The sequence below is a fragment of the Streptomyces solitudinis genome (genome assembly GCF_036323765.1).
GTDB lineage: Bacteria > Actinomycetota > Actinomycetes > Streptomycetales > Streptomycetaceae > Streptomyces.
Map to the genome: position 1 here is coordinate 228,565 of NZ_JAZDCW010000001.1, position 22,028 is coordinate 250,592.

Below are 22,028 nucleotides of genomic sequence, written 5' to 3' on the forward strand. Positions count from 1 at the left end.
CCCCGCCACCGGCGCGGCGTCAGCCGTTCCCCGGGCCGAAGTCATCGATGATGCGGTCGAGACAACGTTCGACGATGGCGGCGATCGTCAGTGCCGGATTCACCGCGGCGGTCGAGCCGGGCATCAGCGCGCCGTCCAGGCAGTACAGGCCGGTATAGCCGTGGAGTCGCCCGTAGGCGTCGGTGGCCTCGCCGAGCATGGCTCCGCCGACCGGGTGCGCGATGAGAGGGTAGGCACTCGGCGGATCGATCACGGAACCACCGCCAGGAGTGTGCCGCGCGACCTGTTCGGCGAGTTCGCCGACGGCGCGCCGGGCGGTGGCGTCGTTTCCCGTCTCCCACTGCAGTCGGGTGTCACCAGTGGCGGAGGAGTAGGTCCACTCTCCGAACCGGTCGGAGATGCCCATGCCGACGCAGGGGAGCAGTCCCGCTCCGGCCGGCAGCGGCATCGGTGAGTGCATCACGGTGGCGGTGCCGTCGTGGCTGCGGACGAGGACGGCCGCGGGCCCGCCCTGCCTGGCCCCGATCGGCAGGGCGGCGGTCCTGATCACGGGGAGGTGGTCGCCGTTCGTCCCCCACCGGGTCCCAACGGTTTCGTGGAGCCTGGGCAGACGACCGGTCTCGCGCGCGGCCAGCAGCATCCGAGGGGTGTGGACACCGGCGGCGAGGACGAGCCGGTCACACGTCAGGGCCAGTCGCTCGTGGACGGTTCCGTGCCTGGTCAGTCTGTCCACGCTGACGCGGTAACGACCCTGCGGGTCCTGGCGGATGCTGGTCACCTTGTGCAGCGGCCGAACCGTGGTCCTTCCCGTGGCCTCCGCCCGTGCCAGGTACGTACGGTCCACGCTCATCTTGGCGCCGCTGTTGCAGCCGGTGAAGTGGTACTGACCGATAATGGCCGCTGGTTCCTTCTCGCCGGCGAGTTCGGCACGGATGACGTCGAAGTCGTAGTTGCCGGTCACCCACTGCGTCGGCAGCCCGGACCGTGTCGCCGCGGAGTGCCAGAGCCGACTGGAGCGGTAGGGGCCGTGGGAGAGGAGGTCCTCGGGGAAGGGGGCCGCGATCAGGCGCCTGCGTGCGCGCGGGTAGTACACACGATCGAGTTCCTCGTAGTCGACCTCAGCGGGGAAGATGCGGTCGAAGGGGCCTGGCTGCGGTTGGGCCAGTACCCCTCCGTAGACCAGGGTGCCGCCCCCGACTCCTGCTCCGCAGACGATGGCGAGGTTCTTCTCCGCGATGATGTCCAAGAGGCCGGTGGAACGGGGGAGGGCCGCCGCGAGGGCATCGCGCAAGGGCGACAGCAGGAGCGGAACGGCCGACAGCGGCGGGCATGAGCCGTCCAGCCAGATCAAGCGTTTGTCGAGCGAGGGGAAGTGGGGGAACGTGTCCCCTGCCGGTGTGATGGGCCAGCGACGGCCGCGCTCGAGTACGACGTTGTCGACTCCCGCTGCGGCGAGCCGGAACGCGGCGATGCTGCCCCCCACTCCGGACCCTATGATCACCACGCGGTGACTCTCTTCACGGTCGGTGCGTGCACCGCTGGACGGCGATGGCGCCCCGTGGGCATTCCGCGGTCCCGGCGGCCGGTTCACGCTCGGACCGCCCACCGTCGTGCGGGGCGGGCGCCGGCTTTCCCGGGCTCTTTGGTGGGGTGGCTTCTGGCCGCACGGGCGGGCGGTTGGGTCATAGCCACCGCCCCGATCCGCCCTCATCCGGACAGAGCCGGAACGAACGGTGCTGGGGAAAACTCAAGAGAGCTGAGTGAATACCCCGCGGGCCTTGACGAAAACAACGCCTTATCGTTTATTTTTCATGGCGTTTCCTTATCCGTGCGTGTCAGGTGTCACGTGGGGGGCTGGTGTGAGTGGTCCGAGTGCAGAAGGATGCGGCAAAGGTGGGCAAGTTACATTCTTTGATTCTGGAATCAGGCTGGAGTGGAGAAGAATTCTCCAGAGCGGTCAACGCGGTCGGAGCCGAAGCGGGACTCCGGCTGCGTTACGGGCGGGCGTCGGTGTCCCAGTGGGACTCGGGCGCCCGCCCGCGTGACCCGGTTCCGGCGGTCATCGCCGAAGCGCTGTCCCGGCGCCTGCGCAGGAGGGTGACGGCGGCGGACGCTGGTTTCGGCGACGCTTCCGACCTCCAGCCAGGGCACACGCTGCCGGAACGCCTGGCTGCACTCGCCGCGGACACCTGCTCGGGCCCTGCGGGGGTGCGGCATATGGCCGTCTACCGGCTGGCAGCGCTGGAGGTGGCTCCCTGGCGCGACGCGCAGGGCCTCACCGCGACACCCGATGGCCTGTCCTGGCCGCTGGGAGATGAGGAGCCGGAGGTAGCCTCCCGCATGGTGCGGTTGTTCTCGGAGGCCGATCGCTTCTACGGGGGAGGTGGTTTTCGGTCCGCGGGCAGCAGGTACCTGGCCCAGATGGTCGGCTTCTGGCTCCGGGCCCCGAGCGCTGGCGGACAGCGACAGGACCTCCTCGTCTCGGCCAGCCGACTGGCCAGGCTGTGCGGTTTCATGAGTTTCGACGAGGAAGCACACGGGCAGGCTCAGCACTTCTTTCGTTCTTCACTCGCCCTGGCGGTCGAGTGCGGTCGTGCGGACGAGTACGCCTGGACTCTGCGAAGCATGAGCGTGCAGGCTCATCACCTCGGTCACTTCCTCCTGGCGTTGCGCCTCGCGGAGAATGCCATTACCTCGGGCCTGCCCCCGGTCGTGCACGCCTCGGTGCTGAGCCGGATCGCTGTCGCACACGCAGCGTTGGGAGCCGATTCCCAGGCACGGGACAAATTCCGGGAGGCCGAGGAGCTGTTCCTGCGGGAACAGGATCCTTTCCCGGAGTTCGTGGATCACTACCATCGTGGATTTTTCGCCTTCGACAAGGCGGCCGCCCTCACCCACCTCGGTTCCTACGGAGACGCCAGGACCGCCCTGGAGGAATCGTTGCAGCACTGGGCCCCCACGGAACGACGGTCGCGTGCCCTCATCATGGCCAAACTGGCTGAGACCCAGTTGCGGCAGGACAGCCTGGGAGAAGCCGTGATCTCCTGGCACGAGTTCCTCAACAGCTACCCCTTACTCAACAGCGGCCGACTGCACACCGCGTTGGCCGGCATGCGGTCCACTCTGCGTCCGTACGCCAGGAGCCAGGCGGTGAGGGCCCTGCTGCGTCGAGCATCCGATGCGGCACGTCACGCCAACCTGGAGCGCACTGGCCTCACTGAAGGCTGATGTGCCCCTGGCCGCGGGTGGTTACGGGAAGCGGGGTGACCGGTTCCCAGACGCACGAGTACGGCTGGAGGACAGGACCGGCCAGGACGCCGGCCATCGCGTCCCCGGTTCCGCCCCAGAGCGGGGAGTTGGGCGTGCTAGCGTGGGAAGCGCAGAGACAACCGGGTCGGCTGCGGAACGGAAGCGGGAGGTGAGTTGATGACTGCCGTCGAGGCCGCTGCCGTGCGCAGTGCCCACCGGACCATCCTCACGTCCCGGGCCCCGGTCTGACCTGACGTTCGCTCCCGTCCGAGCCCGACGGCTCACGGGGGCGGAGCTTCGCGCTCGACGGGGTCCCCGTTCAAGGGTCTTCTACGTTGTCTCAACCTTCTTCCTTCCACGCCCAGCCGTGTTCCCTGGCGGACTACGGCTGGGACGAGGCGTGTGAGCACGCCTTCTCACCCCATCGCGCTGCCGGACTGACCCCGGCCCGGATCGTGCGGGCCGAACGCGGCCTGTGCGAGGCGGTCACCGACGCCGGAGTCGTCCGTGCGGAGGTCCCCGGCACCACCGCACCACGCGATTCCCTGTCGGCGCCGTGCACGGGCGACTGGGCCGCCCTGCGTCCCGCCACCACCGGCCACGCCCCGGTGCTGCACGCGCTCCTGGCCCGGCGCACCGCCCTGGTGCGCTCCACCGCTTCGCGCACCTCGCACGGCCAGGCCCTGGCCGCCAACGTCGACACCGTCGTGGTGACGGTGTCGCTGGCCGCCCCGCTCAAGCACGGACGCACCGAACGCATGCTCGCCCTCGCCTGGGAGAGCGGAGCCCAGCCGGTCGTGGTGCTCACCAAGGCCGACCAGTGCGCCGCCGCGCAACGGGCCGCGGCTGAGGTGTCCGAGGTGGCACCAGGCGCGGACGTGCTGGTCACCAGCGCCGTGACGGGGCAGGGCCTGGACACCCTGACGGCCGTCCTTAACGGCACCATCGTGCTGCTCGGCCCCTCCGGCGCGGGCAAGTCCACCCTCGGCAACCACCTGTTGGGCGAGGACCGGCTGGCCACCGGCGCCGTACGCGACGTCGACGGCAAGGGACGGCACACCACCGCGTGGCGGGAGCTGCTTCCGCTGCCCGGTGGCGGAGTCCTGCTCGACACCCCCGGCCTGCGCGCGATCGGCCTCCACGACGCCCAGGACGGGCTGGAGCAGACCTTCGCCGAGATCGGAACCCTCGCCCAGGGCTGCCGGTTCACCGACTGCGGTCACGGGCACGAACCGGGCTGCGCCGTCCTGGCCGCCGTCGAGGCCGGTGAGATTCCCCGGCGGCGCCTGGACAGCTACCACCGGCTGCTGCGGGAGAACGCCTACACCGCCTCACGCAGCGACGCGCGGCTGCGGGCCGGCCGCGAGGCGGTCAGGAAGGACATCACGCGGAAGCTGCGCGCCACCTACCAGTTCCGGGAGCGCCAGCTGTGAGCCGCACCGACCAGCCCGCGCCGGACCCGGACGGCGCCCCGGTCACCGGGGCGTTCTTCGCCCTGCACCACGGGCTGCCCCGCCAGGGCCCCGGTTCCGACACCACCACACGGCGCCTGCTGGAGGCGGCCGGACCGCTGCCCGCGCACCCGCGGGTGCTGGACGCGGGCTGCGGTCCCGGCCGTTCCGCCCTGCTGCTGGCCGAAGAGGCCCGCGCGCGGGTGACCGCGGTCGACCTGCACCAGCCCTACCTCGACGGCCTCGCCTCCGAGGCGGCCCGCCGGGGTCTGGAGGACCGGATCACGGTCGTCAACTGCTCGATGGACCAGCTGCCCGCCCCCGACCGCAGCTTCGACGTGATCTGGGCGGAGGGCTCCGTCTACACCGTCGGCTTCGACGTCGCCCTGCGCGCGTGGCACCGCCTGCTCGCCCCCGGCGGCGTCCTCGTCGTCACCGAGATCGAATGGGCCGTTCCCAGCCCTGCCGGGCCCGTGCGTGCCTACTGGGACGCGGTCTACCCGCTGCGCACCAGCGCCGAGAACGCCGCCGCCGCGACGGCCGCCGGGTACGAGGTCCGCGCGCACTGGCCGCTGCCGGAGAGCGACTGGTGGGACGAGTACTACACCCCGCTCAGCCAGCGGATCACCCGAGCGGACCCGCAGCTCCCCGGCATGCCGGAGGCGCTCGCCGCGCTCCGGGCAGAGATCGGCGTACGTCGCGAACACGGCAGCGACTACGACTACGCCGCCTACCTCCTCAGCCCCACCGACACCCCCTCTCACACTCCCGAGGACGGAACCACCGTGACCACCTGGACCACCCGGCCCGAGACCCCCGGGGACGCCGCCGCCGTCCGCGACATCGTCCTCTCCGCCTTCCCCACCGAGGAGGAGGCCGCCATCGTCGACGCCCTGCGTGCCGACCCCCGGGCGTGGATCGACGGCCTGTCCGTGGTCGCCGCGGCCCCCGACGGCACCCCGGCCGGGTACGCGCTGCTCACCCGGTGCCACGTCGACGGCGAGCCCGCCCTCGCCCTGGCCCCCTGCGCGGTACGGCCCCAGGTGCAGCGCACGGGCGCCGGCTCGGCCGCCGTCCGCGCCGCTCTGGACGCCGCCCGGGCCAGGGGGGAGAACCTCGTGCTCGTTCTCGGACACGCCGACTACTACCCGCGGTTCGGCTTCGTCCCCGCCTCCCGCTTCGGTATCCGGGCGCCCTTCGAGGTGCCCGACGAAGCCATGATGGCCATGGCCCTCGACGACGCCCGGCCGGTCCCCGCCGGCACCATCCGGTACCCGGCCGCGTTCGGCGTCTGACCCCTGCCGTGGCGCCCCGGGTGACGAGCCCCGGGGCGCCACGGCCCCGACGAGGAAGGGACGCCCTAGGCAGCGGGCGTCGGGCCCTCCGGGAACTGCGCGCGGCAGTGCTCGGCGCCCCAGATCATGCCCGCCAGGACGACGGAGCTCAGGGCGGCGGCGTGGTGGAGCAGTGCGTCCGGGTCGGTGAAGACGCGCAGGGCCCCCGGAGCGAGTGTGGACAGGGCTGCCGCCGCCACGGGATCGTCCAGCCGGCTGCCGAGCAGGGCGACCGTGTCCGGCCACTGCCGCCGCTGCACCGCCCCATCGCCACGGCGATCAGCCAGACGGAGAAGAGCTGCTCCCTCGACGCCGCCTCGAAAACGCGGGCGCCGGCCGCGGCCGTCCCCACCGCGGCGGCGAAGCTCTCCCGCAACGCCGCCTCGTCGGTGCCCCAGGCAGCCAGGACGTCCAGGGCGGGACGCTGGGTCGCCGGTACGTCGTTCGCCGTGTCGATCACCAGCGCCGCGCCGGTGTTCCATGCGAAGAACGGCATGAGCCGCGGTACGTCCAGCACGGAGGCGTCATCCCGGTAGGACGGCTCGGCGGGGAAGCTGACGGAGCGCCGTGCACCGTGACCGGTGTTCCCGACGATGCTCGGCAGGTCCGAGTGCTCCACGAGGTTCGGAACCGTGACCAGTGCACGGGTTCCGGTGGCGCGGACGAAACGCAGGACCGCCTGGTCGTCCGCCTCGCCCTGGTACGCCTCGGACTCCAGGAATCCCCCCAGCTCCCCGGCCAGGGCGGCGGGAAGACACAGCGCGACGGTGGGCACATAGGGGTTGACGACGGGGACGGCGCCCACTCCGGTGAGAGCGGCCCACCGGGCCAGCACGGCTGTGCGCGACCCCCACTCGACGAAGTAGCTGAGCGCCGCCTCGGGGTGGACCGCGACGCCCCGCAGAGCGGAATCCACGAATCCGTCCGGTACCTCCACATCGTCCTGGAGCACCAGGTGATGCGTCGCGCCCGACTCCCTCGCCTGTGAGAAGGCCAGCCGTGCGCTGCGCAGCGCGGACCGGGGGCCGTCGGGCTCCGGGTCCACCGCGAGCAGCACGTCAACCTGCGGCCCCAGCCGCTCCCGGATCCGCTCCGCGGCGTTCATCCGGTCCGGGTGCGTCATCACCGACACGGACAGGCTCGGCTTCACGGCGTCCGGACTCTTCGCGCGGGCATCTGTGGTGGTTCGCATCACCGCGATGCTAGATGTTGCGGGTCAGGAGGTTGATGACGTTTCGCTGATCAGCGGATCTCGTTGTCGGGGTGCTCGCTGTCGTAGGTCTCACGGGCGCGGGCGATGTGGGCCCGGTGTTCGAGTGACCAGTCGGCGAGTGCCTTGACGAGGTGTGTCAGGCTCGCGCCCGTCTCGGTGAGCCGGTAGTCGACCTGGGCCGGCACGGTCGGATACACGGTCCGAAGGACCAGGCCGTCTCGCTCCAGCCGGCGCACCGTAAGGGTCAGCATGCGCTGGGAGATCCCATCGATGGCGCGCTGAAGTTGTCGGAAGCGCCGCGGGCCGTTGGCGAGCTCGACGATGACGAGGACCGACCACTTGTCACCGACCCGGTCGAGGACGTCGCGGATTCCGCAGTCGGGGTGGTCCTGCTGTCCGCAGGGTTCGAGTTCAGCGGGTTCAGTGGTTACCTCGGTGTGCGTCACTGACACGAAACTGCCTCCTTGTGGGTCGACCTGGGCCGGTTGAAGATCTCACCGTAGTTACTGAAGAGAACCACGGTAGGAGACAGAACCACAATGATCATGGTGACCGGCGCGAACGGACAGCTCGCCTCTCTCACGCTCCAGGAGTTGGCTGAGCGCCACGTGCCCGCCCTGGGCGGCACTCGATCGCCCGCAGAAGGGCAGCGGCGACTCGACTTCGACGACCCCACGAGCCTCGACCTCACCGGCGTTTCTACGCTGGTCCTCGTCTCGGCGGGGTACGCCGAGGACGACCAGGTCATCACCCGGCACCAGGCAGCTCTAGACGCTGCGGTGCGCAATGGCGTGAGCCACGTGGTGTACACAAGCCTGGCTGGCGACGGTGACCACCTAGGCTTCGCCCTCGCCCATCGGGCCACCGAGCAGCTGATCAAGGGCAGTGGAATTGGGTGGACGGTCCTGCGCAACGGGCTCTACGCCGAACTCTTCGGGGCGCTCCTGACCTGGACCGCTGACGGCGTGGAATCGGCGTTCGGCGACGGAGCGCTCGCCGCTGTGGCGCGGGCGGACCTGGCCGCGGCCGCAGCCGTCGTGGCCAGCAACCCGACCGCGCACGCCGGCAAGACCTATGACCTGGTCGGCGAACCGATCACCGCCGTCGACATCGCCGAATCCCTCGGAGTCGCCCACCGGACCATTGGGCTCAGGGAGTACCGGGCACAACTCCTCGCTGACGGCACGCTACTGCCGTTCCAGCCGCCGATGCTCGCCTCGATCGCGTCCAGCGTCCGCCACGGGTTCCTCAGGACCACCAGCCCCGACCTCGCCCAACTACTCGGCCGACCGCTCACCGACCCGCTCACCGTCGCCACGGACACCGCGGCCGCGATGCGCCCCGACGCCAGCTGACACGGATGGTTCACCGCAATGCGCCACTGTCCATCGAAGGGCGCCGTCGCCTGATCGACCGCTGCCGCACCCGGCCGATCGCGCACGTCGCCGCCGAGATGGGTATCTCCCGGGCATGCGCCTCGAAGTGGGTTAACCGCTATCGCCAACACGGGGACCTCGGATTGTTCGACCGATCCTCGACTCCGTCCCGCCAGCCGACCGCAATCAACGCAGACGTCGTCGCGCAGATCGAGGACCTGCGACGCAGGAACAAGTGGTCCGCCTCCCGAATCGCCCTTGAGCTTCAAGAAGACGGCTGGCAGATCAGCCGCCGTACCGTCTCGCGGTACCTGCACACGCTCGGGCTGAACCATCGCCGGTTCCTCGCCCCGAACGGAGAACCCAACCGCGAGCCACGGCGGATCACAGCCCGCCGGCCCGGACACATGGTCCACATCGACGTGAAGAAGGTCGGACGGATCCCCGACGGCGGCGGTTGGCGAGCCCATGGCCGAGGGAGCGATCAAGCCAAGGCTGCCGAGCGTCGGAAGCGGAAGGGCCGGCGAGCCGGATACGCCTACCTGCACTCGGCCGTCGATGGGTACAGCCGACTCGCCTACACCGAATCGCTGAGCGATGAGAAGGCCAGCACCGCCATTGCGTTCATGCACAGAGCGCGAGCCTGGTTCGCCGCGCACGGCATCACTCGCATCGAGCGGATCGTCACCGACAACGGCTCCTGCTACCGAGCCGACGCCTTCGCTCGGGCTCTCCTCGGGTCACGGCACCAGCGGATCGCTCCATACACGCCCCGCCGCAAGGGCAAAGTAGAGCGATATAACCGGATCCTTGCCGAGGAGTTCCACTACAACTACCACCGGCCCCACAGCGGCGCGGGAGGGCAACCGCCAGCTGCCCGACTAAGTGACGGCGTCACCAACGTCGTGGCCTCGTACAGCTAGGGACCGTATTGAGTTCCGATCAATGGGTGGCTCGGGTGAGGTCCTTGAGCCAGATCATCGAGGCGCGTAGGTGGAGGCCGGCGAGGTAGCTGTCGGGAGACTTGTCGTACCGGGTGGCGATGCCACGCCAGGCCTTCATCTTGTTGATCAGCCGCTCGACGGTGTTCCTCCCCTTGGCACGTCAGAGGGCCATGCCTCCCGTTGCGTCGATGACCTGGCCGGTTACCCAGCGTGCGTCGTCGGAGGCGAGGAAGGCCACGATGTCGGCCATGTCTTCCGGCCGCCCGATCCGGCCGAGGGCGGCAAGAGACGCCGCTTGCGCCTCGGCATGCGGATCGCCCAGCAGGGTGGCCGCGCTGGCATCGGTGAGGACGGTTCCGGGGGCCACCGAGTTGACCGTGATGCCCCGGGGGCCCAGCTCCTTGGCGAGGGCGAGACTGAAGTTGTCCAGGGCTCCCTTGGTGGCGCCGTAGGCGATCATTCCCGGCGTGGCCAGGCGGGCCACGGAGCTGGAGATGTTGATGATCCGGCCCCCGTCGCGCAGGCGCGGCAGTCCCTGCTGCGTGACGAAGAACGGTGCACGCACGTTCACGGCGAAGACCTTGTCGAAGGCGTCCTCGGTCAACGACTCCAGGGATGCGAAATCCCCGATGCCGACGTTGTTGACGATGATGTCGAGCTTCCCGTAGGGCACGTGCTCCGTGCCCGCGGCGTCGAAGGCGGCCCAGAGGCGGGCCGCGTCGCCGCGTTCGCCCAGCCCCGCCTGGAGTGCGAAGGCCCGTCCTCCGTTCTTGCGGATGTTCTCGACGGTCTCGCTCGCCGCCGTCTCGTCGCGGGCGTAGGTGACGCCGACGGCGGCGCCGTCCTGGGCGAGCCGCTCCGCGATCGCCCGGCCGATGCCCCGGCTGCCGCCGGTGACCAGTGCGACCTTGTCCTCGAGTGCTCTTGCAGACATGGCGGAAGACCGCCTCCCGTTCATCGAATCGTCTCTTGAGGGCTATGGAGCGCCTAGACCAGCGGCTTGTGTTCGGGCCACCACCGCTGGACGGCTTCGACAGCCGTCGTCGGGCTGACGTTGAAGCAGAGCTTCGCGCCGGGTGCCAGCTCGTGGGTGGTGTTGACCAGCACCTCCAACAGCGGGGTCAGCTCCGGGTCCAGCCGGACGCCAGCGCCGATCAGCACGATGTCGTAGTCCTTGGCGGTCAACGCGGCGCGAAAGACCGCCTCGGCCGTGCGGCCGTAGTCGAGCAGGCAGACATCGACACTGAGGCCGAGCTCCTCGAGCCGAGCCCGGCCCGCGGCCATTCCGGCCCGGACCGCCTCGGCGTCGATTTCAGGGAACGCCGCCCGTGACGAGGGCGCGTCGTCCACCAGCGCTGGATCCAGTCCGACGTTGAGCATGGACGGGGACATGTCGGTGTACCTCCGGTGACCTGGGGTTTCTCGGACCCACGGTAGGCGCCTGGAGGTCGGGCGGCCCTCCCGCATTTCTGGGATACCGTGGCAAGGGTGAGTTCCCCGATGGTCCGGCGCGAGACCGTGTGCGACATCGAGGCGATCTGCCGTCTAGACCTCGACTCCCGAATACTGCGCCGCCGGATCGCCGACCGGCTGACACGCCTCATCCCGGCCGACTCCTACTGCTTCAGCACGATCGACCCGATGACGCTGCTGACCGCCGACCAAGTCAGCGCCGGGCTCGTACCGGAGGCGGCCGCGGCCGCCGCGCACAACGAGTACCTGGTGGACGACGTCCTGAAGTTCGCGGCGCTGGCCCGCTCCGAGGTGTCCGCGGGCACGCTCGGTGCGGCCACCGGCGGTGATCCGGAATCCAGCCACCGCTACCGGACCGTGCTGCCGATGATCGACGCACGGCACGAGCTGCGGGCGGGCTTCGTGGTGGACGGCCGCTGCTGGGGCGTCGTCGCCCTCTTCCGCGGCGGCCGGCGGCCCGACTTCACCCCGGCCGACGTCGGCGTCCTGCGGCGGCTGTCCGCCCCGGTCGGTGCGGCCCTGCGCCGGGCCGCCCACCGGGCACCCGACGACACCGCTGCGGGCCCGTCCGAGGCCGGAGTGCTCCTGCTCGACCAGGACTTGCGGCTGTTTTCGGAGAACCTGGCCGCGAAACTCTGGCGGGACGAGCTGGGCCCGTCGCAGGCGGAACTGCCATCCGCGATCCTGGAGGTGGCCGCACGGGGAAGAGGCGCTGAGCTGCCGGCGTACGGACGCATCCGCGGCCGCTCGGGCCGGTGGCTCTCCGTCCAGGCCTCGCCGCTGAGTGGTGGCCCGCACCCGGCGGCCATCGCCGTGACGGTACATCCGGCGCCGGCCGCCGACGTGGCCGAGATACTGCTGCTCGCGTACGGGCTTACACCGCGCGAGCGGGACGTGCTGGCGCGGGTCGTCGCCGGTCTGCCGTCGCGGACCATCGCCGTGGAACTGCACATCACCGCGGCGACCGTGCAGGACCATCTGAAGAGTGTGTTCGCGAAGACCGGTGTCCGCAGCCGCAGCGAACTGGTGGCGACGGTCCTGGGCCTGTGACCGGACGAGTGATTACTGAGTTTTTCGTTAGGGACCGTATCCAGTTGTGATCAATCTGCGGGATTCGACCTCGCGGCACGGCGTGAGCCGGTAGACCTGGTGTCATGACGTAGGTGCAACTGAGCGACGCTGAATGGGAGTTCATCGAGTCCTATCTGCCGATCGGCCGGTTCGGTCCGTATCCCGAGCGGTTGCGGCAGCAGTTCGAGGGGGTGATCTGGCGGTTCAGGACCGGTGGGCAGTGGCGGGAGATGCCGGCTGAGTTCGGTGCCTGGCCCACCGTGCACAACCGCTTTAGGCAGTGGCGCGACGCGGGCGTCTTCCAGGCCCTGCTGGAGGGGCTGATCGCGGAGGCGGCCCGGCGGGACGAGGTGGCCCTGTCCCTGGTCAGTATCGACTCCACCACCGTGCGCGCCCACCAGGACGCGGTCGGCATGCACCTGAGCCCAGACGTCCTCACCGCGCTGGAGAAGGCCGCGGCCGAAGAGAAAGCCAGGTCAAAGGGGGCGACGACAACGGACGAACCGGACAGGACATCGACACCGACCCCGGACGGCAGGAGCGGCGCCGCGTCCGGCGCCGGCACCGGCTGCGGCTGAAGGCCGCCAGCTAAGGGCCGACCCGCAGGACGACAGGGGTCGTCATAGTGCCTCGGCGCATTCGTCGACGAATGCTCCCGGAAGATGGAGCGGCATCGCTTGCGTGACTTCCGTTCGTTCAACGACCAACTCCGCTGGTGGACATCCCGCATCCTGGTCTGTCATCCAACGGAGTCACACCGTCATGCTCCAGGACGAAATTCGGCCATCATCTCCAGGAGTGCCGCCGCGCTCGGCCTGTTCCAGGCGGAGACGACGTCCAACGGGTCCATCACCTGCTTGCGGTGCTCCTGCGACAACTGAACCGCCCGCATGGCGATTCTCCGGCACGGCCTCCACCGCCCTCCTTCGGGTGTGGTGCGGGGCTCCCGAGTGAACGTCGTTACCGGGTCAGAGGCGGAATCCGGCAGGCGTATCAAAGTGGTCTCCACTGCGTTAGACGCACCCAACGCCCGTTCTGGCCAGGCCAGTTGTAGACCGCCAAGCACCGGGCTACGGTACCGCTGCACCGTCTGTCGGCCGACGTGAAAGATCCAGTCGCCGAAGCGTCGACGTGAGTCGAGTCCGGACCAGGGGAAAGACGCCGGCAGCTTGCGTCTCCCGCCCGACCACTTGGGAGCCGCCCGCCGCGCTGCCTTGGCGCCGGAACGATTCCCTGCGCACCGGCGAGCGACGGCATGGCGCGTGAGCCTGAGCACAACGTGAGCAGAAGGGGGATCCACGGAATGTCATCAGTGCCGGGAACGGCCCACATCCGCGTCCACACGAGCGTCGGTGCCGAGCCGCTCTACGCCCGGATCCGGGCGAAACTCAGGATGGACATCGCCACCGGTCGGTACGCCCCGGGGGAGCACCTTCCCCCGGCGGACCAGCTCGGCCGGGAGTACGGAGCCAACAAGAACACCATCCTGCGGGCGCTGCGGCTGCTGCGCAGCGAAGGCCTCATCGACTTCGGCCGGGGACGCGGCACGGTCGTGCTCCACGGCACGCAGCCAATGGACCTCGACGACATCTCCGACCAGCTTCAGCGGGTCGTCAACCTCGCCGACGTCTCTGGCATTCCGCGAGCTGCCATCATCTCCGCCATCGAGCGGATGCCCAGGGTGGCCGCCCGCCACGGGCGTACGGGGAGGCGCGCACGGTCGGCGCCCCGGACCGCTGACCGGGCTGGTGCCAAGGAAACTCATGCGGAGAGTGAGCAACAACCCAAGAAGACCATGCTGATCCACCGGCGGTGGCCCACTGGATCCGGCTGAGTACAGCCCCTCTCCTCCCAGGTGGGGACCCCGCTGGGGGAGATCGGACCACCCCGAGGAGGTGGTCCACGGAGCGTGTTGGGCACCGGTCGCAGCTTGAGCTGCCGCAGGCCCGCGGCCGAGGATCCTCGTGGGCGGCCACCGCGTTCCGGGAACGGGGCCGTCTCGCCAGGAACCCAGCGAGGGAGGGCATCAGAACCATGGCCAAGAAGGTCTACGAGGTTCCGGCGCTTTCCAAGGCCAGCGGCCCGCGCGGGGATACCGGCTTCCTGAAGCGCGGGCCGCACGAGCCCGAGGTCCGCCTGCCTCTGGGCTGGTAGGCGGATGGCAGGCCGCGGTGAGGGTTGGTTCGCGCTGTTTCCGTCGTGTGAGGCCGCCCTCGCTGTGGCCTCCCGCATGGAGGTACGCCCGGCTCGGATTCTCACGCACCCGTCCAAAGACCCGTTCGTCGTGGGCGAGTGGGCGGGATCCGTCCACGCACGCAACAGCCACGAGCTCTTCGTGGCGCTCTTCGGGTACGCCCCGGTCGGCGCCGCCGACTCCTCGGGGCGCACCTCGCCGGGGTGTGCGAGATCGCCGCGCCTGACGGCGGACACGTCCTCTACGACGGCGAGAACTTCCGCAGATCCGTCCCCCGCGCCCGTGTCGGACTGGTGGAGCAGCACGCGCCGCTGCTCCACGGAACACCGCGCGACGATCCCACATACGCGAACCAGGAAGCCGGCGAGGAGGGAATCCGCGAAACGCATCGGGTCGTCAATGTGGCGGAACTCGTCGAACGCCTTCCGAAGGATCTCGAAAAACTCATCGGCGACCGCGGGTCCCACCTATCCGGTGGCGAGCGCCAACGTGTCGACATCGTCTGTGCGCTGCTTCTCCGGCGCAAACTCGTGCTGCTCGACGAACCGACCCCGCGGCTGGACCCGGCCCAACGACGCGACCTCACCGACATGCTCCGAAAGATTCCCCGGGAACGCGCGCTGCTCATCGTGGCCCACCGAATGCCGACCGTATGCGCCGCCGACCGGATCGTCGTCCTGGCCCACGGCCGGGTCAGCGCCGTGGGCACCCATGAACAGCTGCTCACCGAGGAACCGTTCTACCGCAGGCTGACCACCGACCATCTCACGCGGCCGCTGAGCGGGGCCGCACCAGACAGGAGCGTCGCAGCGCCGTGAGCGAGACCGGCACACCCCATCCCGCACCCGCCCGCGCGCCGGACGGCCCGCACTGGAGACCCGCGCTGGAACGCGTCGGCCGGCTCACCCCGCGGGAGCAGGAGACCTTTCTGCTGCTCGCCGAGGGACTGTCGAACGAGTCGATGGCGCAGCGCCTGCACGTCACCGAGAGAACCGTGCGCGCGCATGTCGCCGCTGTCATGGAGAAACTGGAACTTCACTCCCGCCTTGCCGTGTGCCTCGCCTCCTACGCCTTCGCAACGGAAGGTATTCCCCGGTCGGCGTGAATACTGTCGCCACGGCCAATGGAAGCGACGACTGCGATTCTGCAGTCTTTACCCGGCGCCGGGAGGACACCGGTGTCCCCGGCGGATTCCGCCGCCGGGATGGGAACTCCGAGAGGAAGAGCCGTGTCGGACGCATTCGACCTGGACGCCCGTATCTCCGCCCCCGCCGCCGGCCCCGCCGGTGAGCAGGCGCCCCCGCCGTCGATCTCGACGATCGCCACCCGCACCGTCTGCACCCGTGTCGGCTGCAACGTCACCAAGACGTGCGCCTGCACCTCGATGTGCACGATTCTCTGCGTGGGCCCCAAGTAGGCACGGGCTGAACGTCTGACGGGTGCTGCCGTGGTGGAGACACGGCAGCACCCGTCAGAGCAGCGCGAGCAGCACGCCGAACAGACAGGACTGGACTGACATGCACCTCGCCCATCACGGTACCGACACCTGGGCCGGCACGGCAGATCCCGCACTCGTGCGGCGCGCGCGGGCGGCGATCAGCCAGGTCGTGGCCGCGACCACGACCCCCGCCCAGCTCGACGACCTCGCGCTCCGCGCCGCCGAACAGAGCGACACCTCCGGCGCCTGGTACCCGCCCAGTCTTACCCACGGTCTGGCCGGTTCGGCGCTCCTCCACCTGTACGCCGCTCGCGCCGGGCTCGGCGATCCGGACACGGCGTACGCCCACATACGCGAGGCGGTCCTGTCCACCCAGGTCGAACCCCTCGAGCACCACGGCCTGTTCGCTGGCACCAGCGGCCTCGCCCTCGCCCTCGCCGACGTCACCCGGGACGAGCCTCGCTTCGTCCTCAGCCTCGACCGGCTGAACGAGCAGCTCGCCGAGCAGGTCCTCGCCGCGGCTCCGCACCGGGTCGAGCGGGCCGTCAGTGACCTCGATTACGACCTGGTCACCGGTGCTGCCGGTACCCTTGCCCACCTCTGCGCCGTCCCCGTGCCCTCCGCGCGCGTCGGCGAGGCCGTCGCCGTGCTCGTGGACCATCTCGTCTGGCTCGCCGGACCCGCCGAGACCGAGGACACTCCGCACCGCTGGCTCATCACTCCGGCGCACTACCCGCCCGTCGGCGATTACCACGCCAAGTACCCGCACGGATACCTCAACCTCGGCCTCTCGCACGGCGCTCCGGGTGTGGCCGCCGCCCTCGCCGCTGCCTGGGAGGCAGGCCACCGCAGGCCCGGCCACCGGGAGGCCGTCGCCCACCTCACCTGCTGGATCCGTGACCGGGCCGGTGCCGACGCGTACGGTCCGTTCTGGGGCGAGGGCGTTCCCGTTGACGAGCACGGTCACGAGGCCGCCGCCGGGTGCGGGCACGACCGGATCGCCTGGTGCTACGGCACCGTCGGCGTCGCCGGTGCCCTGCTGACCATCGCCGAGGCCACCGCCGACGAGGAACTCCGTGCCGCCGCCGTCACCGCCTTCGAGGGTGCCCTCGCCCGCGCCGGGAACCTCCGCCCGCTCTCGCCTACGCTCTGCCACGGGCTCGCCGGACTCGTCATGCTGACCTTGGAGTTCGCGCCCCACAGCGCCGCCGCCCGCGATCGGCTCCCGGCCCTCGTCGGGGAGCTGCTCGACAACCACGAACCAGCCCGCCCGCTCGGCTTCGCCGACCTGGAGGATCCCGGCGCCCCCGTCGATGACCCAGGGCTCCTCACCGGTGCCACCGGAGTCGCCCTCACCCTGCTCGCCGCCCTCGGCGACCAGCGGCCCGCCTGGTTCCGCGCCTTCCTCGCCCGGTGATGCCCATGCCGTCCTACGAGCCCGCCGGGTTCTTCCTGCTGCGCTCCCCGGTCCTGCCCGCCCGCACCTTCCTCGAACTCACCGAGGACCCCGCCCGCACCCCGCAGGCCCTCATCGACCTGGCACGCCGGCCCGATGTCACCCGCGCGCTGCTCGTCGCCAGCGAGGACCTCACCGACAGCCTCGATCGCCTGGACGACCTCACGAAGAAGCGCCTCCGCCGCCTGCGTTCCGGGCTGCTGCGCTACCTGACCCGCATGGCGACCCGGCCCACCCCTTTCGGTGCCTTCTCCGGCGTTGCGATGGGTGAGTTCGGCGCTGCCACCACAGCCCGCCTCGGCCGGCCCGAGGACCACCGACTGCGTGTCCGGGCCGACATGGGCTGGCTCCTGGCGCTCATTGAGAAGCTGGAGGAGGATCCGGACCTGCTGCGCCAACTCCACCTCGTCCTCAACCCGACGGCCGCCCGCGCGGGCGACCGCGTCGTCCTGCCGCAGGCCGACAAGTACGGCCGGCACGACGAGCGAACCGTCCGCATCAGGGCCACCCCCGCCGTCGACCTCGTCATGCGGACGGCCGCCGTGTCCGTCCCGTACGAGCGGATCACCGCCGAACTCGCCGCCGCCTTCCCAAACGTGCCCGCCGAGACCGTCGCGGGACTGGTCCGGCAGCTCTGGGACCTCGGCTTCCTGATCGGCGACCTGCGACCGCCGCAGACCGCCGGACGCCCTGAACACCACGTTCTGAAGAAGCTAATCGGCGTTCCCGCCGCCGCACCCGCCGCCGGACGGCTCCGGACCGTCGCTGACCTCGTCGACCGGGTCCACGACACCGCCTCGCTGCGCGCGCTTGCGGCCGCGCAGAGCGAGCTCGTGCCGGATCACACCGGACGGAGCTATCAGGCAGACACCCTCCTCGACCTGCGCGAGCCAGTCCTCGACGCCTCAGTCGGGCAGGTCGCCGCCGAAGCCGTCGGCGTCCTGGTGCGGCTCAGCGCGGCCCACGGCAGGCGCGACCACCTGACGCGCTACCGGGAGGAGTTCACCGAGCGGTACGGCGCCGGGACCCGTGTCCCCGTCCTCAGTCTGCTCAGCCCCGACACCGGACTCGACGCACCACCGACGTACACCAACCCGCCGCGCTCCATCGAGCTGCCCACCGCCCCGCCCGACGACACGGCCCGCCTGGACGGCGCGCTCGTCGAGTTCGCCCAGCAGGCGTGGTGGGACCGCGCCGACGAGGTCGAGCTGACCGACGCCTGGTTGGACCGGCTCGCCCCGCCCGGCCCCGTACCGGACCCGCCACCCGCGATGGAGGCGTACCTCCAGATCCAGGCCGCTGACCGGCAGGCTCTGGACCGGGGGGAGTGGCGGGCGGTCCTGCGCCACGACAGCCTCACCTACGGCGGACGCACCTTCGGTCGCTTCGGCGACCTGCTCGGCGTGGACGCCGTGGAACGGCTCCGGGCGTACGCGCGGCGCGAGGAGACCCTCTTCCCCGACGTCGCGTACGCGGAACTCGCCTTCCTGCCGTCCTACGGCCGTGCCGCCAACGTGACACTCCGCCCCGCCGTTCGGCCCTACGAGATCCCGGTCAACACCGCCCCGTCGGTGGGCCCGAACCAGGTTGTGCCGCTGGATGACGTTCTGGTGGGCGTCCATGGGGACCGTTTCCACCTGTGGTCGCGCCGGCTCGACCGGGAGATCGTCGTGGCGCAGCACCACATGCTCAGCCCGACCCTCGCGCCGAACGTCGCCCGCTTCCTTATCGAGGCGTCCCAAGACGGCCACGTCCTGCCGACTGGCTTCCACTGGGGACCGGCGGAGGCGGCCCCGTTCCTGCCCCGCGTCAGCCGGTCCAAGATCGTCCTGAGGCCCGCCCAGTGGCGGCTCGCCGCCGATGCCGCCGACGACCTCGACGGCTGGCGGGCCCGGTGGCGGGTGCCCCGGCACGTCTACCTCGTCGAGGCCGACCAGCGGCTGCTCCTCGACCTCGACCACCCCGCGTGTCGCGAGGAAATCCGCACCGAACTGGCCAAGCGGGCCGACGTCGTCCTGCACGAAATGCTGCCCTCCTTCGACGGCATGTGGCTCCAGGACGAGGCGGGCGAGCGCTACGCCGCCGAGGTCGTCGTGCCCGTTGTCGCCCGCGAAGCCGTGCGCGCGACCCGCGCGCCCGTGCCGCGGCACCGCCGGGAGGTACCGGTGGAGCGCCACGCCCCCGGTGGCGCCTGGACCTTCCTCAAGGTCTACGCGGCGCCCGAGCGGCAGGACGAGATCATCGCGGGCCTGCTCCTCGATCTCGTCGCCGAAATGGCGGCGGAAGACCTGCTGGACCGCTGGTTCTACATCCGGTACGCCGACCCCTTCCCGCACCTGCGCCTGCGGGTGCGCGGCACCGAACCGGCCCGGATTCTCACCCGGGTCACCGCGTGGGGCCGGAGCCTCGTCGGCCTCGGGCTCGCCCGCGACATCGAACTCGTTGGGTACGCGCCGGAGATTGCCCGCTACGGTGGCCCGGACGTCTTCGACGCGGTCGAGCGGCTCTTCCGCGCCAACAGTGAGGCCACCGCCCTGCTGCTGTCCCGCCGCCTCGACATCAGGCCCGAGTTCCTCGCCGTCGCCGCCCTCGACACCCTCCACGTCCAGTGGGGCGTCGACCTGACTCCGTACGCGGAACACAGCGCAGGCCCGAACGAGGCACATGTCCGCGACACCCGCGCGCTGTTCCGCGCCCATCGCGACTACCTGTGCGAACTCCTCAGCCCCTGGGCCCGTGACCCGCACGAAGAGGGCCGGGCCCACCGCCTGCTGCTCCAGGAGACCTTCGAGGCACAGGCGCCCGCCGTGGCGCAGACCGCGGAGGCGGTGCGGGCGGCCGCCCGGGCAGGTGCGCTGGTCGGATCCGAGGACGAGGTCCTCGCCAGTCTCGCCCACATGCAGATCAACCGCCTGCTCCCCATCAACCTCGATCGGGAGGCCCGCAGCCACGCTCTGTGGGCCCACGTCCGGCGCGCGGTCCGCGGCCGCGAGGCAGCCGCCGGCGCCCTGCGGGGTGCGGCGGGACCGGGAGAGGAGCGCCGATGATCTGGCTGCGTGTCAGCGGACTGTTCTGGCGGCTCAGCCCGCTGCGGGTGACTGCCTTCACGGTCGTCTCCGTCCTGCTCGCCCTGATCCCGGCCGCTCAGATCGGCCTCGTCGCCGTCGTTGTGCAGGGCGTCGCCGACGCCGTCACCGGTGACCCGGACGCCGGACGCACCGCCCTGCTTGCTGGCGGCGCGCTGCTGGGCGTGAGCCTGGTCAACCACGTCCTCGGCACGTTCCTCCAGTACCTCGACACTTTGCTGCGCCTGGAGCTCACCGCCCGCGTGGGCGAGTGGGTGATGCGCAAGGGCACCCGGCTCGACCTGGAGCAGTATGAGAACGCCGAGATCTACGACACGATGCAGCGTGCCTTCCAGGAGAGCAACGGCGGCCGTGTCTACCAGGTGTTCACCCAGCTCCTCGAGGTCGCCCGGGAGTTGGTCACGCTGGCGACCGTCAGCGTCGTGCTCTTCTCCTGGAGCCCCTGGATCGCCCTGGTGATCCTGCTCTCGCCCGTACCGTCGGTGATCTCGTACATGTTCTTCAGCCACAAGGCGTACGAGATCGAGTACGAACGGGCCCCCGACCGCCGTCGCCTGTACTACTACCAACACCTCACTACCACCGATCACACGTACAAGGAGGTGCGGCTGTTCCAGCTCGGGCCGCACCTCCTGGAGCGGTACACCCGGCTCGTGCGGACCTTCTTCGACGTGGACCGGCGCCTCGCACGCCGGCAGTCCCTCCTCGGCGGCCTTCTCGGCCTGGTGAGCGTCGCCGCCTCGTCCGGTGCCGTGCTCTGGGCCATCCACTCCACCACCGAGGCCGGCCAGGTCGGCCAGCTCGCGGGCTACCTTCAGGCGGTCGGCTCGATCCAGGTCTCCGCGCACGGCATGCTGCTCGGCATCGCCGCCCTCTACAAGGACAGCCTCTTCCTCGGCAACCTCTTCGCCTTCTTCGCCCTGCCCGAACGCCGGCTGAAGGGCGGTACCCGGCCCTTCCCGGAGAAGCTCCGCAAGGGCATCGAGTTCCGGGACGTGCGTTTCGTCTACCCCGGCACCGGCCGTGTCGTCCTCGACGGCGTCAGCTTCACCCTCCCGGCGGGCGAGTGCGTCGCCCTAGTAGGACAGAACGGCGCGGGCAAGACCACCCTCGTCAAGCTCCTCACCCGCCTCTACGAGCCGACGGGCGGGCAGATCCTCGTCGACGACGTGCCCATCGAGGAGTACGACCTCGACGACCTGCAACGCCACATGGGCGTCATCTTCCAGGACTTCATCCGCTACGAGCTGCCCGTCCGCGACAACATCGGCTTCGGCCGTGTCGAGGCTCGGGAGGACACCGCACGCGTCGACGAGGCGGCCCGCGCGGGTGGCGCCTCGTCGGTCGTGGAGTCACTGCCACAGGGCCACGACACCGTTCTCGGTCGGCACTTCGAGGACGGACACCAGCTCTCCGGCGGCCAGTGGCAGAAGATCGCCCTCAGCCGTGCCTTCATGCGGCGCGCCCCCGTCGTCGTCCTTGACGAACCCACCGCGGCGATCGACGCCGAGGCCGAGGCGGAGATCTTCTCCCGGCTCAAGGAGGTCGCCCGCGGCGCCACCTCCCTAGTCATCGCCCACCGCTTCTCCACGGTCCGGATAGCGGACCGGATAGTCGTCCTGGAGAACGGCAGGGTCAGCGAGCACGGCGTCCACCGGGACCTCCTGCGGGCCGACGGCGTCTACGCCCGCCTCTTCCGAATCCAGGCTTCGGGCTATCTGACCGAAACCGCGTCCTCCTGAG

The 22,028-nt window shown here is 70.4% G+C and carries 19 protein-coding genes and 1 pseudogene; 15 read left to right on the forward strand and 5 right to left on the reverse strand.

The window, feature by feature from the left end; genetic code table 11:
* Positions 1–19 precede the first annotated feature (19 nt).
* Entirely contained in the window at positions 20–1,504 is a 1,485-nt protein-coding gene (locus V1J52_RS00890) for a GMC oxidoreductase (protein WP_330137559.1), read from the reverse strand.
* A 368-nt stretch (positions 1,505–1,872) separates the two neighbouring features.
* Here V1J52_RS00890 and V1J52_RS00895 point away from each other — a divergent pair, with 368 nt between their 5' ends.
* From V1J52_RS00895 to V1J52_RS00905, 3 genes are all read left to right on the forward strand, one after another.
* Positions 1,873–3,228 carry an NsdA family TPR-like regulatory protein gene (locus V1J52_RS00895; protein ID WP_330137560.1) on the forward strand — a complete coding sequence of 452 codons (1,356 nt, stop codon included), beginning with the start codon at positions 1,873–1,875 and terminating at the stop codon, positions 3,226–3,228.
* Positions 3,229–3,584: 356 nt separating this feature from the next.
* Positions 3,585–4,682, forward strand: coding sequence for a ribosome small subunit-dependent GTPase A (gene rsgA, locus V1J52_RS00900; protein WP_330137561.1), 1,098 nt, complete (start codon positions 3,585–3,587; stop codon positions 4,680–4,682).
* Positions 4,679–5,995, forward strand: a complete 1,317-nt coding sequence (locus tag V1J52_RS00905) for a GNAT family N-acetyltransferase (RefSeq protein ID WP_330137562.1) — start codon at positions 4,679–4,681, stop codon at positions 5,993–5,995. The genes rsgA and V1J52_RS00905 overlap by 4 nt, the downstream gene beginning before the upstream one ends.
* Before the next feature lie 148 nt (positions 5,996–6,143).
* Here V1J52_RS00905 and V1J52_RS00910 read toward each other — a convergent pair whose 3' ends face one another.
* Both V1J52_RS00910 and V1J52_RS00915 read right to left on the reverse strand, forming a co-directional pair.
* A complete protein-coding gene (locus V1J52_RS00910) occupies positions 6,144–7,226 on the reverse strand; it encodes a glycosyltransferase family protein (protein WP_330137563.1) in 1,083 nt (360 codons plus the stop codon).
* A gap of 50 nt (positions 7,227–7,276) precedes the next feature.
* Positions 7,277–7,699: a winged helix-turn-helix transcriptional regulator gene (locus tag V1J52_RS00915; RefSeq protein WP_330137564.1), complete on the reverse strand. Its 423-nt coding sequence runs from the start codon at positions 7,697–7,699 to the stop codon at positions 7,277–7,279.
* 87 nt (positions 7,700–7,786) lie between these two features.
* Between V1J52_RS00915 and V1J52_RS00920 the strand changes: the two genes are divergently transcribed.
* Entirely contained in the window at positions 7,787–8,602 is an 816-nt protein-coding gene (locus V1J52_RS00920) for an NAD(P)H-binding protein (protein WP_330137565.1), read from the forward strand.
* 5 nt (positions 8,603–8,607) lie between these two features.
* A complete protein-coding gene (locus V1J52_RS00925) occupies positions 8,608–9,546 on the forward strand; it encodes an IS481 family transposase (RefSeq protein WP_330137566.1) in 939 nt (312 codons plus the stop codon).
* Between the two features lie 181 nt (positions 9,547–9,727).
* On the opposite strand, the gene V1J52_RS00930 is transcribed toward V1J52_RS00925, so the two are convergent.
* A complete protein-coding gene (locus V1J52_RS00930; protein WP_330137567.1) occupies positions 9,728–10,501 on the reverse strand; it encodes a glucose 1-dehydrogenase in 774 nt (257 codons plus the stop codon).
* Positions 10,502–10,554: 53 nt separating this feature from the next.
* Positions 10,555–10,959, reverse strand: coding sequence for a hypothetical protein (locus V1J52_RS00935; RefSeq protein WP_056792618.1), 405 nt, complete (start codon positions 10,957–10,959; stop codon positions 10,555–10,557).
* Between the two features lie 96 nt (positions 10,960–11,055).
* Here V1J52_RS00935 and V1J52_RS00940 point away from each other — a divergent pair, with 96 nt between their 5' ends.
* From V1J52_RS00940 to V1J52_RS00985, 10 genes and pseudogenes are all read left to right on the forward strand, one after another.
* Positions 11,056–12,090: a helix-turn-helix transcriptional regulator gene (locus V1J52_RS00940; protein WP_330137568.1), complete on the forward strand. Its 1,035-nt coding sequence runs from the start codon at positions 11,056–11,058 to the stop codon at positions 12,088–12,090.
* A gap of 113 nt (positions 12,091–12,203) precedes the next feature.
* Positions 12,204–12,697: pseudogene (locus V1J52_RS00945) on the forward strand (transposase); the annotation flags it as partial.
* Between the two features lie 717 nt (positions 12,698–13,414).
* Positions 13,415–13,945 (forward strand): GntR family transcriptional regulator, encoded by a 531-nt coding sequence (locus V1J52_RS00950; protein WP_330137569.1) that lies wholly within the window; start codon positions 13,415–13,417, stop codon positions 13,943–13,945.
* A gap of 200 nt (positions 13,946–14,145) precedes the next feature.
* A complete protein-coding gene (locus V1J52_RS00955) occupies positions 14,146–14,265 on the forward strand; it encodes a keywimysin-related RiPP (protein WP_330137570.1) in 120 nt (39 codons plus the stop codon).
* Positions 14,266–14,508: 243 nt separating this feature from the next.
* On the forward strand, positions 14,509–15,123 hold the full coding sequence (locus V1J52_RS00960; protein WP_330137571.1) for an ATP-binding cassette domain-containing protein: 615 nt from the start codon (positions 14,509–14,511) through the stop codon (positions 15,121–15,123).
* The gene (locus V1J52_RS00965) at positions 15,120–15,410 is read left to right on the forward strand and encodes a helix-turn-helix domain-containing protein (RefSeq protein ID WP_330137572.1); all 291 of its coding nucleotides are present in this window, start codon (positions 15,120–15,122) and stop codon (positions 15,408–15,410) included. The genes V1J52_RS00960 and V1J52_RS00965 overlap by 4 nt, the downstream gene beginning before the upstream one ends.
* A 123-nt stretch (positions 15,411–15,533) precedes the next feature.
* On the forward strand, positions 15,534–15,722 hold the full coding sequence (locus V1J52_RS00970) for an FDLD family class I lanthipeptide (RefSeq protein ID WP_330137573.1): 189 nt from the start codon (positions 15,534–15,536) through the stop codon (positions 15,720–15,722).
* 100 nt (positions 15,723–15,822) lie between these two features.
* Positions 15,823–17,160 (forward strand): lanthionine synthetase C family protein, encoded by a 1,338-nt coding sequence (locus V1J52_RS00975; RefSeq protein ID WP_330137574.1) that lies wholly within the window; start codon positions 15,823–15,825, stop codon positions 17,158–17,160.
* A gap of 5 nt (positions 17,161–17,165) precedes the next feature.
* On the forward strand, positions 17,166–20,246 hold the full coding sequence (locus tag V1J52_RS00980; protein ID WP_330137575.1) for a lantibiotic dehydratase: 3,081 nt from the start codon (positions 17,166–17,168) through the stop codon (positions 20,244–20,246).
* A complete protein-coding gene (locus V1J52_RS00985) occupies positions 20,243–22,027 on the forward strand; it encodes an ABC transporter ATP-binding protein (RefSeq protein WP_330137576.1) in 1,785 nt (594 codons plus the stop codon). The genes V1J52_RS00980 and V1J52_RS00985 overlap by 4 nt, the downstream gene beginning before the upstream one ends.
* The last annotated feature ends 1 nt before the right edge of the window (position 22,028 follow it).

Coding starts and splice junctions, on each gene's coding strand:
- V1J52_RS00910 (WP_330137563.1), bottom strand. CDS start 7,226: ATGCGAACCACCACAGATGCCCGCGCGAAGAGTCCGGACGCCGTGAAG.
- V1J52_RS00920 (WP_330137565.1), top strand. CDS start 7,787: ATGATCATGGTGACCGGCGCGAACGGACAGCTCGCCTCTCTCACGCTC.
- V1J52_RS00925 (WP_330137566.1), top strand. CDS start 8,608: ATGGTTCACCGCAATGCGCCACTGTCCATCGAAGGGCGCCGTCGCCTG.
- V1J52_RS00930 (WP_330137567.1), bottom strand. CDS start 10,501: ATGTCTGCAAGAGCACTCGAGGACAAGGTCGCACTGGTCACCGGCGGC.
- V1J52_RS00935 (WP_056792618.1), bottom strand. CDS start 10,959: ATGTCCCCGTCCATGCTCAACGTCGGACTGGATCCAGCGCTGGTGGAC.
- V1J52_RS00950 (WP_330137569.1), top strand. CDS start 13,415: ATGTCATCAGTGCCGGGAACGGCCCACATCCGCGTCCACACGAGCGTC.
- V1J52_RS00955 (WP_330137570.1), top strand. CDS start 14,146: ATGGCCAAGAAGGTCTACGAGGTTCCGGCGCTTTCCAAGGCCAGCGGC.
- V1J52_RS00975 (WP_330137574.1), top strand. CDS start 15,823: ATGCACCTCGCCCATCACGGTACCGACACCTGGGCCGGCACGGCAGAT.
- V1J52_RS00980 (WP_330137575.1), top strand. CDS start 17,166: ATGCCGTCCTACGAGCCCGCCGGGTTCTTCCTGCTGCGCTCCCCGGTC.
- V1J52_RS00985 (WP_330137576.1), top strand. CDS start 20,243: ATGATCTGGCTGCGTGTCAGCGGACTGTTCTGGCGGCTCAGCCCGCTG.